Source organism: Actinomadura luzonensis, from assembly GCF_022664455.2.
Classification (GTDB): Bacteria; Actinomycetota; Actinomycetes; order Streptosporangiales; family Streptosporangiaceae; genus Nonomuraea; species Nonomuraea luzonensis.
Genome location: NZ_JAKRKC020000003.1, coordinates 127,258 through 142,706, shown reverse-complemented (window position 1 = coordinate 142,706; position 15,449 = coordinate 127,258). Strand labels below are relative to the sequence as shown.

10 protein-coding genes are annotated in these 15,449 nt (G+C 73.4%); 8 read left to right on the top strand and 2 right to left on the bottom strand.

Annotated elements, in window-relative coordinates; translation table 11 throughout:
• Positions 1 to 58: 58 nt before the first annotated feature.
• On the top strand, positions 59 to 2,236 hold the full coding sequence (locus MF672_RS45700; RefSeq protein WP_242374693.1) for an acyl-CoA dehydrogenase family protein: 2,178 nt from the start codon (positions 59 to 61) through the stop codon (positions 2,234 to 2,236).
• Positions 2,237 to 2,240: 4 nt separating this feature from the next.
• Here the strand turns inward: MF672_RS45700 and MF672_RS45695 are convergent, their stop codons facing one another.
• Positions 2,241 to 4,076, bottom strand: coding sequence for a hypothetical protein (locus tag MF672_RS45695; RefSeq protein ID WP_242374692.1), 1,836 nt, complete (start codon positions 4,074 to 4,076; stop codon positions 2,241 to 2,243).
• 71 nt (positions 4,077 to 4,147) lie between these two features.
• Here MF672_RS45695 and MF672_RS45690 point away from each other — a divergent pair, with 71 nt between their 5' ends.
• From MF672_RS45690 to MF672_RS45675, 5 genes are all read left to right on the top strand, one after another.
• Complete coding sequence (locus MF672_RS45690; protein WP_242374691.1) at positions 4,148 to 5,689, top strand: MmpA family trehalose lipid delivery protein; 1,542 nt, start codon at positions 4,148 to 4,150, stop codon at positions 5,687 to 5,689.
• Positions 5,690 to 5,793: 104 nt separating this feature from the next.
• Entirely contained in the window at positions 5,794 to 5,928 is a 135-nt protein-coding gene (locus tag MF672_RS51670) for a hypothetical protein (protein ID WP_302893403.1), read from the top strand.
• A gap of 12 nt (positions 5,929 to 5,940) precedes the next feature.
• Positions 5,941 to 6,750, top strand: coding sequence for a glycosyltransferase (locus MF672_RS45685; protein ID WP_242374690.1), 810 nt, complete (start codon positions 5,941 to 5,943; stop codon positions 6,748 to 6,750).
• Positions 6,747 to 7,883 (top strand): glycosyltransferase family 4 protein, encoded by a 1,137-nt coding sequence (locus MF672_RS45680; RefSeq protein ID WP_302893402.1) that lies wholly within the window; start codon positions 6,747 to 6,749, stop codon positions 7,881 to 7,883. The genes MF672_RS45685 and MF672_RS45680 overlap by 4 nt, the downstream gene beginning before the upstream one ends.
• Positions 7,880 to 12,016, top strand: a complete 4,137-nt coding sequence (locus tag MF672_RS45675) for an alpha-(1->3)-arabinofuranosyltransferase domain-containing protein (protein WP_242374689.1) — start codon at positions 7,880 to 7,882, stop codon at positions 12,014 to 12,016. The genes MF672_RS45680 and MF672_RS45675 overlap by 4 nt, the downstream gene beginning before the upstream one ends.
• On the opposite strand, the gene MF672_RS45670 is transcribed toward MF672_RS45675, so the two are convergent.
• A complete protein-coding gene (locus MF672_RS45670) occupies positions 11,937 to 13,085 on the bottom strand; it encodes an acyltransferase family protein (protein ID WP_242374688.1) in 1,149 nt (382 codons plus the stop codon). The genes MF672_RS45675 and MF672_RS45670 overlap by 80 nt on opposite strands.
• Positions 13,086 to 13,252: 167 nt before the next feature.
• Here MF672_RS45670 and pgfA point away from each other — a divergent pair, with 167 nt between their 5' ends.
• Positions 13,253 to 14,173, top strand: a complete 921-nt coding sequence (gene pgfA / locus MF672_RS45665; RefSeq protein WP_242374687.1) for a cell envelope lipid trafficking protein PgfA — start codon at positions 13,253 to 13,255, stop codon at positions 14,171 to 14,173.
• Between the two features lie 163 nt (positions 14,174 to 14,336).
• On the top strand, positions 14,337 to 15,443 hold the full coding sequence (locus MF672_RS45660; RefSeq protein ID WP_242374686.1) for an NAD(P)H-dependent flavin oxidoreductase: 1,107 nt from the start codon (positions 14,337 to 14,339) through the stop codon (positions 15,441 to 15,443).
• The last annotated feature ends 6 nt before the right edge of the window (positions 15,444 to 15,449 follow it).

The following is a 15,449-nucleotide window of genomic DNA, read 5'->3' as shown; positions in this document are numbered from 1 at the left end:
GAAGCATCCTCTAGAATATGGTTCTGGCATTGCACGCGGACCTGCTGGAGGATGAGCGATGGCTATCGGATTGAGCGAGGAGCACGAGGCGCTCCGGGAGTCGGTGAGCCGCTGGGCCGAGCGGAACGTCCCCAGCGAGCTGCTGCGCGCCGGCACGGAGGGACGCCCCCCGTTCTGGTCCGGGCTGGCCGAGCAGGGGCTGCTCGGGCTGCACCTGCCCGAGGAGTCGGGCGGCTCCGGCTACGGCCTGCTGGAGGCGGCCGTCGCCATCGAGGCGCTGGCCGAGCGCATGGCCCCGGGCCCGTACGTGCCGACCGTGCTGGCCGGCGCGGTCATCCACGCCTCCAAGCGCCACGACCTGCTGGAGGGGCTGGCCGACGGCACCCTGACCGGCGCCGTCGCCCTGACCGGCACGCTGACCGGCGGCCGCGCCGCGGACGGCTCGCTGACCGTCTCCGGCTCCGTCGAGCCGGTGCTCGGCGGCGCCGCCGCCGACGTGCTGGTGCTGCCCGTGAGCACGCCCGACGGCGAGCTGTGGGTCGCGCTGGACGCCTCCGCCGCGACCGTCACCGAGCTGAAGTCGCTGGACCTGACCCGCGCGGTCGCCAAGGTCGAGCTGAGCGACGCCGCCGTGCCCGCCGAGCGGGTGCTGGAGGGCGTCGGCGACGCCGACGTGCGCCGCCTCGCGGCCGTCCTGCTCGGCGCCGAGGCCACCGGCCTCGCCTCCTGGTGCGTCACCGCCGCCGCCGACTACGCCAAGGTACGCGTGCAGTTCGGCCGCCCGATCGGCCAGTTCCAGGGCATCAAGCACAAGCTGTCGCGCATGCTCGTCGCGCTGGAGCAGGCCCGCGCCACGGTCTGGGACGCCACCCGCGCCGACGGCAACGAGCTCGCCTACGCCGCCGCCATCGCCGGCGTGATGGCCCCCGACGCCGCCGTGCAGTGCGCCAAGGACGCCATCCAGACCTTCGGCGGCATCGGCTACACCTTCGAGCACGACGTCCACTACTACTACCGCCGCGCGCTCACCCTGCGCGCCCTGCTCGGCTCCTCCGCCGAGTGGGCCGCCGAGGTCACCGCGCTCGCGCTGCGGGGCGTCAGCAGGGAGATGGAGCTGGACCTGCCCGAGGACGCCGAGGAGCTGCGCGAGTCGATCCGCGCCGAGATCGCCGAGATCGCCCGGCTGGAGGGCAAGGAGCAGAAGCGGGCGCTGGCCGAGCGCGGCTTCGTCATGCCGCACCTGCCCCGCCCCTGGGGCCGCGCCGCCAAGCCGCTGGAGCAGGTGCTCATCGCGCAGGAGCTCAAGGCCGCCAAGGTCCGCCTGCCCGCCCTCATCATCGGCGCGTGGGTGGTGCCGTCCATCGCCGTGTACGGCACGGAGGAGCAGCAGCAGCGCTTCCTGCCCAAGACGCTGAGCGGCGAGATGATCTGGTGCCAGCTCTTCTCCGAGCCCGGCGCCGGCTCCGACCTCGCCGGCCTGCAGATGAAGGCGGAGAAGGTCGAGGGCGGCTGGAAGCTCAACGGCCAGAAGATCTGGACGTCGGTCGCGCACGTCGCGGAATGGGGCATCTGCATCGCCCGCAACTCCAGCGAGGGCTCCAAGCACGAGGGCATCACGTACTTCCTGGTGGACATGAAGGCCCCCGGCGTCACCGTCCGCCCGCTCACCGAGATGACCGGCGAGAACCTGTTCAACGAGGTCTTCCTCGACGACGTGTTCGTCCCGGACGACCTCGTCGTGGGCGAGGTCGGCGACGGCTGGAAGGTGGCGCGCAACACGCTGTCCAACGAGCGTGTGTCGCTGTCGTCCGGCTCGGGCGGCACCGGCGCGTCGGTGCCGGACCTGCTCGGCCTCATCGGCCGGCTCGGCCGGGAGCTGACCCCCGCCGAGGTCCAGACGGTGGCCGGGGTCATCTGCGAGGGCCACTCCATCAACGCGCTGTCGCTGCGGGTCACGCTCAAGCAGCTCGCCGGCACCGAGCCGGGCGCGGACGCCTCCGTCCGCAAGCTGCTGTCCACCTCGCACGCCCAGCACGTCTCGGAGACCGCCGTCGAGCTGCTCGGCCCGGCCGCGACCACGGCGGCCGACATGAAGCTGGGCGACGCCGGCTACTGGAACCGGGCGGTGCTCGCCACCCGGGCCATGACGATCTACGGCGGCACCACCGAGGTGCAGCTCAACATCATCGGCGAGCGCATGCTCGGCCTGCCCAGGGACCCCGAGCCCGGCAAGTGACCGGTCAGCGTTCCACGGGTTGCGGCGGGACGGCGGCGGCCGTCCCGTCCGCGACCGGGACGCCGATCCTGATCTCGCCCACGCAGGTCCTGCCGCTGCCCACCGTGCGCAGGTACAGCTCGCTGCCGCCGCCGTACAGGGTGGCGTAGGTGACGCCCAGGTGCGCCCCGGCGGGAACCTTGGTCTGGGTGAGGCCGAGCCGCACGGACAGCTCGCTGGGCGCGCCGTTCAGGTACGAGATCTGGACGGTGTACTCGGCGTTCTTGAGCTGGTCGGGCAGCATGAACATGACGTCGTCCTGGCCGATCGAGCCGCAGTCGTCGCCCGTCGGGAGCGTGATGCCGTCGAGGCGCACCGGGCGCAGCCGGCCCTGCCCGTCGAAGATCAGCGGGGTGGTCATCGGCCCGTTGAGCCGCCGCGTCCATGTGACGCCGCTGGAGCCGTCCGGGTCCACGACCTTGGAGTGGCGCGCGTAGTCGTAGAAGAACAGCGGGAAGGCCACCTTGTCCGGCACGAACGTGTCCAGCACCACCGTGCCCTTCGGCACCCGGGCCAGCGCGGTCTCGGCGGTCTCGACGTAGCTCCTGACCTCGCGGCCGAGCGGCCGGTCGGCGTACGCGGCCACGGACCAGACCGAACTCGCCACGACCGCGCCGGCCAGCGGCGCCCACACCCAGCGCCCCCGGATCGCGGGCCGCCGCCAGGGCCGCTGCTCGCCCAGGACGGGGATGAACGCCAGCCCGAGCACGAGCGCGACGACCACGGCCGTGGAGGAGACGTAGCGCAGCTCGTAGCCGCTCAGGTCGGGGCCCAGCAGCTCGATGCGGCCCAGCATGATCGGCGCGACGTCCGCCAGCAGGAAGTAGCCGAGCAGCGCCGTCCACGCCAGCCAGGCCCGCCGCCGCCACAGCACCGACACCGTCACCGCGGCGGCGGCCACCGCGAGGCTCGCCCAGGCGAGCGGGGCGGGGGTGGCGGCCAGCGCGTAGTCCTGGCCGATCGGCTGCCAGCGCCACGGCCCGCCGAGCGAGGTGGGCACCAGCGAGCCGGTGAGCAGCGTCCAGACCGACTTGGCGGCCACCTCGGCGCTCGGCAGCGAGATGGGCGAGGTCTGCTTGGTGAGCTGCACGGACGTGAGGAGCTGGTGCAGGAAGAGCACCGCGTACGGCACGAGCACGGCCAGGTAGAGCGCCCACACCCGGCGCGTCCTCGGCCGGCCCAGCCAGCCCAGGGTGAGCACGAGGGCCAGCACCGGGATGAACGGCGCCTTGACGAAGAAGAGCATCCCGAACACCGTCCAGGCCGCCGCGGCCACCGCGTGCCGGAACCGCCCGGTCCGCACGTGCAGCACGTGCGAGGCGAGCGCCATCGGCAGCGCGACCTGGTACGGCAGCGTCTCGGCGACCACCGCCCACCACGACAGCCCGGGGATCGTCATCGGCGTGACCAGCGCGAACCCGAGCGGCACCAGGACGGCGGGCCGCGGCCCGAACAGCACCCACAGCAGCCGCAGCAGCGCGAGCCCGGCCGCCGCCTGCAGGCCGATCGTGAGCGCGTGCGCCAGGGCGTCGTTGTGCCCGCCGAGCCTCCCCATCGCCCAGTGCACGGCGAACGCTCCCGGCGTGAGGTGGCCGAAGTCCACCCGCATCAGGTAGTCCCAGGTGAAGCCGTTCTCCAGGCCGCGCGCGAGGAACATGAAGTCGTCCTGGCGGAAGTACGTCCGCCGGACGAGGTCGAACTTCCACACGAGCTGCGCCGCGATCATCACGAGCGCGGCGGCCAGCACGGCGTCGCCGCCGCGCAGCCATCCCCGGCCCCCGGCCGTCGCCCCGGTCTCCATCGCCCCGTCCTCCCGCCGCAACCTAACCATGAACGGACATAGCGGTGGAAGCGCTGTGATGTCATTACGGAATGCCGCGCACACCCCGAGCCGGGCTCGTCGCCGCCCTCCTCGGGCTGGTCCTCGGCTGCCTGGCCCTCGGCCCCGGCCTGGGGCCGGGGTTCGTGCTGCTGCACGACATGGTGTTCGTGCCGGACCCGGAGTTCTCGGCCTGGACGTTCGGGCTGGCCGGGGGAGCGGCCCGGGTGGTGCCGAGCGACGCCCTGGTGACCGCGCTGGCCCAGGTGCTGCCCGCCGAGCTGGTGCAGAAGGCGATCCTGCTCGGGATCTTCGTGCTGGGCTGCTCGGGGGCGGCCGCGCTGGCGCCGGCGGAAACGCTCGGGCTCGGGCCGCGGCTGGTGGCGGGGGCGTTCTACGTGTGGAACCCGTACGTGGCCGAGCGGCTGCTCATCGGGCAGTGGGCGCTGCTGCTCGGGTACGCGGGGCTGCCCTGGGCGGTGCGGGCGGTGTGGCGGGGACGGCGCCGGGCGCTCGCCGTGCTGCCGGCGGCGGCGGGCGGGTTCGCCGCGATGACGGTCACCGCGCTCACGGCGCTGCCGGTGGCGCTGACGCGCGGCCGGCGGGCGGCGGCGGTGACCGCCGGGGTGCTGGTGGCGCTCAGCCTGCCGTGGCTGGTGGTGACCGCGCTCCGGCCGGAGGGGCTCGCCGCGGACCCGGTCGGGGTGGAGGCGTTCGCGGCGCGGGCCGACACCCCGTTCGGCGCGGTGGGGAGCCTGCTGTCGCTGGGCGGCATCTGGAACGCCAACGCGGTGCCGCCCGGCTACGGGACGTGGGCCGGCGCGCTCGCCCGGATCCTGCTGGTGGTGGTCGGGTGGACGGCGTTCCTGCGCTCGGAGCCGCCGTTCCGGCGGGGGCTGGCCGCGGCGGCGGTCGCGGGGGTGCTGGTGGCGTGCGTGGGGGTGAGCGAGCCGGGGCGGGAGGCGTACCGGCAGGTGGTGGGCTGGTGGGGCGGGTTCGCGGTGTTCCGGGACGCGCAGCAGTTCGTCGCGCCGCTGGCGCTGGCGGCGGCGCTCGGCCTCGGGGCGCTCACGCAGCGGGTGGCGGGAGGCCGGGCGTGGGTGGCGGCGATGGCCGTGGTGCCCGTGGCCGTGCTGCCCACGATGGCGTGGGGCGCGCTCGGGACCCTGGAGGCGGTGCCGTACCCGCGGAGCTGGAGCGCCGCGCGCGCCGTGATCGAGGCGGACCCGGCGCCCGGCGACGTCCTGGTGCTGCCCTTCGAGGCCTACCGGCGCTTCCCCTGGAACGCGGGCCGGCCGGTGCTGGACCCGGCGCAGCGCTTCTTCGCCGTGCCGGGGCGGCGGGTGGTGTCGAACGACGCCGTGCGGGTGGGGGACCTGGTCGTGGAGAACGAGGACCCACGGGCGGCTGAACTAGAACGCGTACTAGAAGGATCTTCGCCCGACCTGGCGGGAGCCGGAATCCGCTACGTGATAGTCGACGCGGGGACAGTTGAAGAGCGCGCACGCTTCGACGTATGGCTACGCAGAGCACACGTTCTAGTGCAGGACCGTGACCTGCGGTTGTACCGGCTCGACGAACCGACAGGCCGCTGATCAGGGGATTTATTAAGATTTCGTAGAGCTACTTCCGAGTAGCAAGAATTGGTTCTAAGTTGGGTGCGGCCCGCTCATATTGCCCGCTCCGAGGAGGAACCCCCGTGATCAAGGCCCTCTTAGCAGCGATCATCGGCGTCGCCGTAGCGGCCCTCGTGGCGACGGTCACCACGGTCTCCTTCACCGGTGCCACCGCGACGCCGGTCAACCAGCCGCTCTACAACTACGGCGACCGGTAGGCCCGGAACATCATGCCGCCCTCTCCGCAAGGGGACGGCGGGTCGAGCCGACCACCACTGCTTGAGATCGTCGTTCCCGCCTACAACGAGGAACGGCGGCTTCCCGGGGGGCTCCTGCAGCTGTGCGCGAAGCTTGCCCGCATGCCGTTCCCGGCCGCCGTCATCGTCGTCGACAACGCCAGCACCGACCGCACGGCCGAGGTCGTCCTGAACTGGCCGGCCGGGCCCGTCCCGGTCCGGCTGGTCGGCTGCCCGGTGCCCGGCAAGGGCGCCGCCGTCCGGGCCGGGCTGCTGGGGACGAGCGCCCCGTTCGTCGGGTTCTGCGACGCCGACATGGCCACCGACCTCGACGCCATCGACGCGGCGCTCGGCCTGCTGCTGTCCGGTGAGCGCGTGGTCGTCGGCTCCCGCGGGCACCGCGGCTCGGTCGTCGAGAACCGCCACAGCAGGGTCCGCGAGCTCGGCGCCGCCGGGTTCCGGGCGCTGGCCGGCGCGCTCGTGCCCGGGGTGAGCGACACCCAGTGCGGCTTCAAGTTCTTCGACGGCGTGCTCGCCCGCGAGGTCGCCGCGCTGCTGCGCACCCCCGGTTTCGCCTTCGACGTCGAGCTGCTGGCGCGCTGCGCGGCCGGCGGCTCGCAGGTCCAGGAGATCCCCGTGCGCTGGCAGGACGTGCCCGGCTCCCGGTTCTCGCCGGCCCGGCACACCTTCGGCATCGTGCTGGAGCTGGGACGCATCTGGCTGCGCCTGCGGGCCAGGCCGCGTGCCGCCACCGGCGCCGCCTGGGAGCCGCCGGCCGCCCCCGACCCCGTCGGCTATCCGTGAGGATCGCCTTCGTCAACTGGCGCGACCCCTGGCACCCCCAGGCGGGCGGCGCCGAGACGTTCGCCTGGGAGCTGGCCCGCCGCCTCGCCGCGGCGGGCCACCAGGTGTCCTTCGTCACCGCGCGGGCGCCGGGGCAGCGCGGCGGCGAGGTCGTCGAGGGGGTGCGCTTCGCCCGCATGGGCTCGACGTTCACCGTCTACCCGCTGGTGCTGGCCTGGCTGCTGGTGCGGCGGGGGCGCTTCGACGCCGTGCTCGACTGCCAGAACGGCATCCCGTTCTTCACCCCCTGGGTGCTGCGGCGGCGGACCAGGGTGGTCTGCGTCGTGCACCACGTCCACGACCGGCAGTTCGGCGTGCACCTGCCGGGGTGGCTGGCCGCCGTGGGGCGCTTCCTGGAGGGGCCCGTGTCGCGGTGGAGCTACCGGCGGCACCCGAGCGTGGCGGTGTCGCCGTCCACGGCGCTCGCCATGCGCGAGCGGCTGCGCTGGACGGGGCCTATCCACGTCATCCCGAACGGCGTGAGCGTCACCGACCCCGGCGAGGTCGCGCGCAGCCCGGTGCCGCGGCTGGTCTGCCTCGGCCGGCTGGTCGCGCACAAGCGGGTGCACCTGCTCCTCGACGCCGTCGCCGAGCTGCGCGAACGCCTGCCGGACCTTCAGGTGGACGTCATCGGCAGGGGCCCGGAGGAGGAGCGGCTGCGGGCGCGGCTGCCCGAGGGCGTCACCCTGCACGGCTACCTGCCCGAGCGGGACAAGAGCCGGCTCGTGGCGCGGGCGTGGCTGCACGTCAGCGCCTCCCAGGGCGAGGGGTGGGGGCTGAGCGTGCTGGAGGCGGCGGCGCTCGGCGTGCCCACCGTGGCCTTCGACGTGGACGGGCTCCGCGACGCGATCCGCCCCGGCGAGACGGGCTGGCTGCTGCCGGAGGACGGTGGCGGGGCGGGTGACGGGACGGGTGATGGGGCGGGTGATGGGGCCGGGTCCGGGCTGGCCAAGGGCCTTGCCGCCGCACTCGACGAAGTCGACGACACTTATACCGTGAAATGTCGGGAATGGGCTGACCGATTCTCCTGGGACCGCAGCGCCGAGCGCCTGCTCGCGCTCCTGGAGGGCCGCCCCGTGGAGGAGCAGTGGTGAGCCGCCCGCCGGTCACCGACAAGCTGGTCTGGGGCCGCCCCGGCACCGGCCGCCCCCGCACCGCGCCGCGCGGCACGCCGCTCAGCGAGCAGACGGGGCGGCGCTGGTGGCTGCTGCTGTGCTGCCTCGGCTTCGGCCTGCTGGCCTTCACCACCAAGCCGGGCCACCTCATCTCCGACACCAAGATGGACCTCGCGCTCAACCCGGTCGGCTGGCTCCAGCGCGCCGCCCACCTGTGGGACCTGCAGCACTTCGGCCAACTCCAGAACCAGGTGGCGGGCTACGTCTTCCCCATGGGCCCGTTCTTCGCCCTCGGCGACCTCGCCGGGGTGGACCCGTGGATCACCCAGCGGCTCTGGCTGACGCTGCTCATGTGCGTGGCCTTCCTCGGCGTCGAACGGCTGACCGGCCGGCTCGGCATCGGCACGCCGGGCACCAGGATCGCCGCGGCGCTGACGTACGCGCTGGCCCCGCGCACGCTGTCCATCCTCGGCGAGATCTCGATCGAGTGGCTGCCCGCCGCGATGCTGCCGTGGATCCTGCTGCCGCTGCTCACCGCCTCGGAGACCGGGCAGCGGGCGCGCGGCGCGATCAGGTCGGCGCTCGCCGTGGCGCTGTGCGGCGGCGTCAACGCCGTCGCGGTGCTGGCCGTGCTGGTCGCGCCCGTCCTGTACGTCCTGACCCGGCCGCGCCCGGTGCCGCGCTGGCGGCTGCTCGGCTGGTGGAGCGCCGCCGTCGCGGTCGCCACCCTGTTCTGGTGGCTGCCGCTGCTGCTGGTCGGCCGGTACGCGTTCTCGTTCCTGCCGTACACCGAGACCGCCTCCACCACGACCTCGGTCACCTCGCTCACCAACGTGCTGCGCGGCGCCTCCGACTGGGTGCGCTACCTGCCGCTGAACGGCGTCTTCGAGCAGCCCGCGAGCTTCGCGATCGCCACCTCGGCCGCCATGGTCGTGGTCACCGGCGTGCTGGCCGCGCTCGGCCTGGCCGGGCTGGCCCGCCGCGACCTGCCCGCCAAGGGGTTCGTGCTGGCGTTGTTCGTGGTGGGCGTGGCCGCGCTGGTGGCCGGGCACATCAGCGCGCTGGAGCCGGTCACCGCCGAGCCGGTGCGCTGGCTGCTGGACGGGCCGCTCGCGCCGCTGCGCAACCTGCGCAAGTTCGACCCGCTGGTCCGCCTCGCGCTCGCCTTCGGGGTGGCCCACCTGCTGGTGCGGGCCCGGCTGCCGCTCCGCGCGCTGGCCGCCGTGGCCGCCGCCGCGCTCGTGCTGCCCGTCTTCAACCAGGGCCTGGCCGCGCCCGGCGACTTCGAGAAGGTGCCGCCGTACTGGCGGGAGGCGGCGACCTGGCTGAACGAGAACGCCGGCGACGACGGCGTGCTGCTCGTGCCGGGCGCCAAGTTCGCCGAGTACGTCTGGGGCCGTCCCATGGACGAGCCGCTGCAGGCGCTCACCACCGCCCGCTGGACCACCCGGCAGATCACGCCGCCCGGCTCGGTCGGCCTGACCCGGCTGCTCGACGTCATCGACCAGCGCCTGGCCGCCGGGCACGGCTCGGCGGGCGTGACGGCCGTGCTGCGCCGCCTCGGCGTGCGCTACCTGCTCGTCCGCAACGACCTCATCCGGCAGAACCTCCAGGGCGCCTGGCCGTCGCGCGTCTACGAGGCGCTGCGCGAGACGCCCGGCGTCAAGCTCGTGCGCACCTTCGGCGAGCCGGTCGGCGACCGCCAGACCGACGACGCCCAGCACTCCCTGGACCCGGCCTTCCCCGCCCTCGACCTGTACGAGGTGTCCGGCGCGGCCGACCTGGTCTCGGTGCAGCCGGCGGCCGACGCCGTGGCCGTGCGCGGCGGGCCCGACTCGCTGCTGACGATGGGCGACCTCGGCCTGCTCGGCGACGGCCCGGTGCTGGTGGACGGCGACGCGGGCCGCCGCGAGCTGCCCACCGTGGTCAGCGACGCGCTGCGGCTGCGCGAGCGCTCGTTCGGCGAGATCCGCGCCAACCAGTCGCCCACGCTCACCGCCGACCGCAAGGCCGACTTCGGCGGCGTCCGGGAGCTGGACCTGCTGGAGGACGGCTGGCTGGACGACACCGCGACCGCCGAGTACCACGGCGTCTCCGGCCTCACGGCCTCCTTCTCGAACGCCGGCCCCGACGCCATCGCGGGCAGCGGCGACCCCGGCCGCGGCCCCTGGTCGGCCATGGACGGCAACGTCGCCACCGCCTGGGAGAGCAGCGGCGCCACCCGCCCCGAGGGCCAGTGGCTGCGGGTGGACCTGCCCGCGCCGCGGCGGCTCACCGGCCTGCAGGTGATGCTCGCCCCCGACCTCGCGCTCGGCCAGTCCATCGCCAGGGTGGCGGTCGAGACCGACTCGGGCAGCCTGGTCCAGGACGTGCGGGACACCACGGACCCGCAGGCGCTGCGGGTGCCCGACGGCCCGGCGAGCTGGGTGCGGATCAAGGTCGTCAAGGCCCGCTCCGCGCAGTGGAGCTACGGGCAGCGGGTCGGCATCGTCGAGCTGTCGATCCCCGGCGTCGTGGCCGAGCGCACGATCCGGCTGCCGGGCGCGGGCGGCGACGCCTACGTCATGGACCGGGGCCTCGACGAGCGGCCGGCCTGCGTGCGCAACCCGCAGCGGTGGGTGTGCAACGCGCCGGTGCTGGCCCGGCAGGGCGAGGAGACCGGGTTCGACCGCACGTTCACCGCGTCGGCCCCCGCGAGCGTGACCGTGCGCGGCACCGCCGTGCTCAAGGACCCCGCGCTGGCCGACCGCTTCACCCGGGTCAGCGGCTCGCTGACCCAGGTGACCGGCTCGTCCCAGCTCAGCAAGGATCCGCAGGTCGCGCCGCGCTCGGCGTTCGACGGCGACGCCAGCACCACCTGGCTGCCCGCCGCCGAGGACGCCCAGCCGACGCTCACGCTCGCCTGGAAGGGCGACCGGACGATCTCCAGGATCAAGCTGGGCCGCCCGTCCAGCGACCGGCTGCAGCCGCTCGACGTGGTCGTCACCGGCGACGGCGGCATCGTCCGCGCCGGGCGGGTGGACGAGCAGGGCAACCTCGTCTTCCGCCCGCTGCGCACGACCCGGCTGAAGCTGACCTTCACCCCCTACAGCAAGCGGCTGCAGCTCACCGAGCTGGTCGTGCCCGGCCTGAGCCCGGTGACCAGGCCCGCCGACATCCCGCTGCGGCTGCCCTGCGGCCTCGGCCCGAACATCGAGGTCAACGGCGCCCTCGTCGCCACCAAGGTCGCCGGCACGCACGCCGACCTGCTGGAGGGGCGGCCGGTGGAGATCCAGGGCTGCGCGCGGGCGAAGCTGGCGGCCGGCGACAACCGGGTGCGGGTGGCCGGCTGGGAGTCGTTCGCGATCGACGACCTGGTGGTCGGCCGGCTGCCGGACGAGCCGCGCGGCGTCGAGGGCTCGGCCGTGCAGGGCGCGTGGACGGCGGCCGAGCGCGAGGTCAAGGTCAGCGCCCCCAAGGACTCCTTCCTCGTCGTCAACGAGAACTTCAACGCCGGCTGGCGGGCCGTCGTCGGCGGGCGGGCGCTGCGGCCGGCCAGGATCGACGGCTGGAAGCAGGCGTGGGAGCTGCCCGCGGGGACGTCCGGGACGGTGCGGCTGGAGTACGTGCCGGACCGGGCCTACTGGAACGCGCTGGCGTACGGGCTGGCGGGCATCGCGCTGCTCGCGCTGGCCGCCCTGGTGCTGCGCGGGCCGCGTCCCGAGCACGTGCGCGAGACGGCCTCCGCCGCGGCGGCGCGGCTGTCGCGGCTGCGGGCGCCGTACGCGGTCGTGCTGGGGCTGGCCTTCGGCGGCTGGGTGGCGAGCTGGCAGGGCGCGCTGGCGGTGCTGGCGGCGATGCTGGTGACGTTCGCGCTGCGGGCGCGGCGGCTGCCCGCCCACTGGTGGTCAGCGGGGCTCTTCGGCGCGGCGACGTTGTCGCTGGCGGCGTACCTGGTGCTGCGCGAGCGCGGCGTCGACCTGGTGGTGCTGACCGACCACGTGCCGCAGCTGCTGTCGTCGGCGGCCGTGGGCGCGCTGTTCGGCGCGCACGTCACCCGGCCGGCGCGGCCGGCGCCGCCTCCCGAGCTGCCGGCAGGGGAGCAGGTGCTCGCCGGCGCCCGCTCAGCCTGAGGGCGGTGAGTTCGACGAGATGGTAGCTGCCCACGCTGAGCAGCAGCGTCACGATCAACGACACCACGGCCACGCTCGGGAAGTCGCCCTGGAACGGCTGCGCGCCGGTCAGCTTGAGCTGGAGCGTGATCACCGGCGCGTGCCAGAGGAAGAAGCTGTAGGAGATGCGGCCCAGGTAGGCGGTGACCGGGTTGCCGAGCAGCCGGTGCCGGAGGGTGCCCTCGCGCGGCGCCAGCGCGAACGGCGCGACGACCAGCACCGCGACCGCCGTCTCCAGGCTCAGCCGGAACAACGACTGGCCGAGGGTGGGCAGCGTCAGCTCGCGCGGCCCGGCCAGGCCGGTGCTGAGCAGCGCGTACAGCAGGAACGCCAGCACCAGGAGCTGCGGCGCGAGCGCGTCGACCACCCGGCTCTCCCTGAGCCACACCGACAGCACCGCCATCGCCATGCCGCAGGCGAAGAAGACCAGGTGGTACGGCAGCCAGAGCCCGACCTCGGGCCGGTCGCCGAGCCGGGCCACCATCACGCTGGCCACCGAGACCAGCGGCAGCGGCGCGATGCCGGCCAGCAGCCGCACCGGCCGGTTGCCGCCGCGCCGCGCCCAGCGGTCGAGCAGCCAGGCGAGCAGCGGCAGCGTCACGTAGAAGGCCATCTCGATGGGCAGCGTCCACATCTGGTAGAGGCCGTCGGGCGTGGGGTCGCCGGGGAAGTAGTTCTGCAGCAGGAGCAGCCACTTGAGCCGGCCGGCCCAGTCGAGGCCGCTCCACGCCCACAGCGCCAGCGCGGTCACCAGCCAGTAGACGGGCATGACGCGCAGCACCCGGCGCCACAGGTACGGCAGGGGCCGGGGGCGTGCCGTATTCTCGATCACCGCGCGCGCCCACGGGCGGTAGAGCAGCAGGCCCGACAGGAGGAAGAAGATGGGGACGGCGATGCCGAGTCGCGCCATCAGCCAGGCGTACATGCCGTCGCGGTACATCACGCCCGTGTTGCTCCCGACGTGCAGCAGCCACACCCCGAGCGCGGCGAGCGCGCGGACGCCGTCGAGGGCCGCGTCCCTGCTCTTCATCCCTGCTCCCACCTTCGCCGACGGACCGGCGAAACCACGATAGAACTTGTTTCTATCGATTTGGTTGCGGAGGTGGGCCCGGCGGTGACGCCGATCACCCCCTGTCATACTTTGTTGCTCGACGATCGCACCTGATGACAACACGTTCTACTAATGCGGAGGCCTCGATGGGTCGTATCTCCACGCTCGTCCTCATCGGGTTCGGCGCTTTCTTCATCGCCCTGGCACCGTTGCTGAGATTCTGGGCGGCCGAGAAGATCATCTCCGCGCCGGCGAACCAGTTCGGCATCTCCCGCCTGGAGGCCAAGGAGGCGCAGTACTTCTCCCTCCAGGACCTCAAGGTGCTCACCGGCGACCTCGACATCATCGTCACCACGCGCGGCGACGTGAAGGAGGCCACCTCCGACCGGGTGGTCTGGGACGAGGCCACCGTCGTCAACGACGTCACCAACAGCCGCCCGCAGATCGAGCTGTCCGAGCGGCGCAGCGCCTTCAACCGCTACACCGGCGCCGGCGTCAACTGCTGCGGCTCCAACGTGGACAAGGCCCCGGTCCAGCTCGACGGGCAGATCTACAAGTTCCCGTTCGATGTCGAGAAGAAGACCTACAAGGTGTTCAACGCGCAGGCGCAGAAGGCGTTCGACGCCCAGTTCGTGCGCGAGGACAATGTCAACGGGCTGCCGGTCTACGTCTTCGAGCAGCAGGTCCCGCCGACCAAGACCGAGACCCGCACCGCCCCCGCCAACGTCCTCGGCATCACCGGCACCACCGGCGACGTGCAGGTGGACCGCTGGTACGACGGCAGGACCACCTTCTGGATCGAGCCGGTCACCGGCTCGCCGGTCAAGCAGGAGGTGCAGCGCCACGAGGTGCTGAAGACGCAGGACGGCGTGGAGCGCGCGGCGGCCTTCGTCGGCACCGCCAAGATGACCGACAAGACCGTGGCGGACCTGGTGAACAACGCCAAGGAGGGCAAGAGCCAGATCAACCTGCTGCGCGTGGTGATCCCGCTGGTGCTGCTGATCGTGGGCGTGGTGCTCGTCCTCGCCGGCGTGCTCATGGCCCGCCGCCGCCCGGCCGCCGCCTGAAAATCCGCGCGTTTTCCGGCCCGCCTGAAAAGGCGGGCCTTTTTCTTTTCCCGATAACCCGGACTAGAACCGGTTATCGCTGGAGGTTACTCACCGGTACCGACGAAAGGTTCTAGTGTAGAACACGTTGCAGTTGGCGTTCTCCCAGACGTATTGTCAGGCCATGCGGACCCGTGTCACGGACATGTTCGGAATCGAGCTCCCGATCTTCGCGTTCAGCCACTGCAGGGACGTGGTCGCCGCCGTCAGCCGCGCGGGCGGCATGGGGGTGCTCGGAGCGCTCTACTTCACGCCAGAAGAGCTCGAGATGGAGCTCAAGTGGATCGACGACCACGTGGACGGCAAGCCGTACGGGGTGGACGTCGTCATGCCCGCCTCCTACGAGGGGGCCGACTTCCCGGCCGAGGAGCTGGTCGGCCGCCTCCAGTCGATGATCCCCGAGGGGCACCGCGCGTTCGTCGAGAACCTGCTGGGCCGGCACGGGGTGCCGCCGCTGTCCTCGGACGCCGACGCCGGCCGCGTCCTGCTCGGCTGGACCGACGCCACCGCCCGCCCGCAGGTCGAGGTCGCCCTCCGCCACCCCATCGCGCTGCTCGCCAACGCCCTCGGCCCGCCCCCGGCCGACGTCGTCGAGCTGGCCCACTCCCACGGCGTCAAGGTCGCCGCCCTCGCCTCCACGCCCCGGCACGCCCTCAAACAGGTCGAGGTCGGGGTGGACGTCGTCGTCGCGCAGGGCACCGAGGCCGGCGGCCACACCGGCGAGATCTCCACCATGGTGCTGATCCCGCAGGTCGTGGACGCGGTGGACGTCCCGGTGCTGGCCGCCGGCGGCATCGGCAACGGCCGCCAGATGGCCGCCGGCCTGGCCCTCGGCGCCGAAGGCGTCTGGACCGGCTCCCTCTGGCTCACCGTCGAGGAGGCCGACACCCCCGAGATGGCCAAGCGCCGCATCCTGGAGGCCACCTCCCGCGACACCGTCCGCTCCCGCAGCTGGACCGGCAAGCCGGCCCGCCTGCTGAAGAACGAGTGGACCGAGGCGTGGGAGTCCGCCGAGTCGCCGGGGACGCTGCCGATGCCCCTGCAGTTCATGCTCGTCTCGGACGCCCTGCGCCGCATCGGCCGCAGCGACGCCACGGAACTCGCCACCTTCCCGGCCGGCCAGATCATCGGCCTCATGAACCAGGTCCGCCCCGCCAAGGACGTGGTCTTCGGCCTGGTGGAGGAGTACGGCGAGGCCCTGGAACGCCTGGAACGCATCACAGAGGACTGACCGCCA

Coding starts and splice junctions, on each gene's coding strand:
- MF672_RS45700 (WP_242374693.1), top strand. CDS start 59: ATGGCTATCGGATTGAGCGAGGAGCACGAGGCGCTCCGGGAGTCGGTG.
- MF672_RS45695 (WP_242374692.1), bottom strand. CDS start 4,076: ATGGAGACCGGGGCGACGGCCGGGGGCCGGGGATGGCTGCGCGGCGGC.
- MF672_RS45690 (WP_242374691.1), top strand. CDS start 4,148: ATGCCGCGCACACCCCGAGCCGGGCTCGTCGCCGCCCTCCTCGGGCTG.
- MF672_RS45685 (WP_242374690.1), top strand. CDS start 5,941: ATGCCGCCCTCTCCGCAAGGGGACGGCGGGTCGAGCCGACCACCACTG.
- MF672_RS45670 (WP_242374688.1), bottom strand. CDS start 13,085: ATGAAGAGCAGGGACGCGGCCCTCGACGGCGTCCGCGCGCTCGCCGCG.
- pgfA (WP_242374687.1), top strand. CDS start 13,253: ATGGGTCGTATCTCCACGCTCGTCCTCATCGGGTTCGGCGCTTTCTTC.
- MF672_RS45660 (WP_242374686.1), top strand. CDS start 14,337: ATGCGGACCCGTGTCACGGACATGTTCGGAATCGAGCTCCCGATCTTC.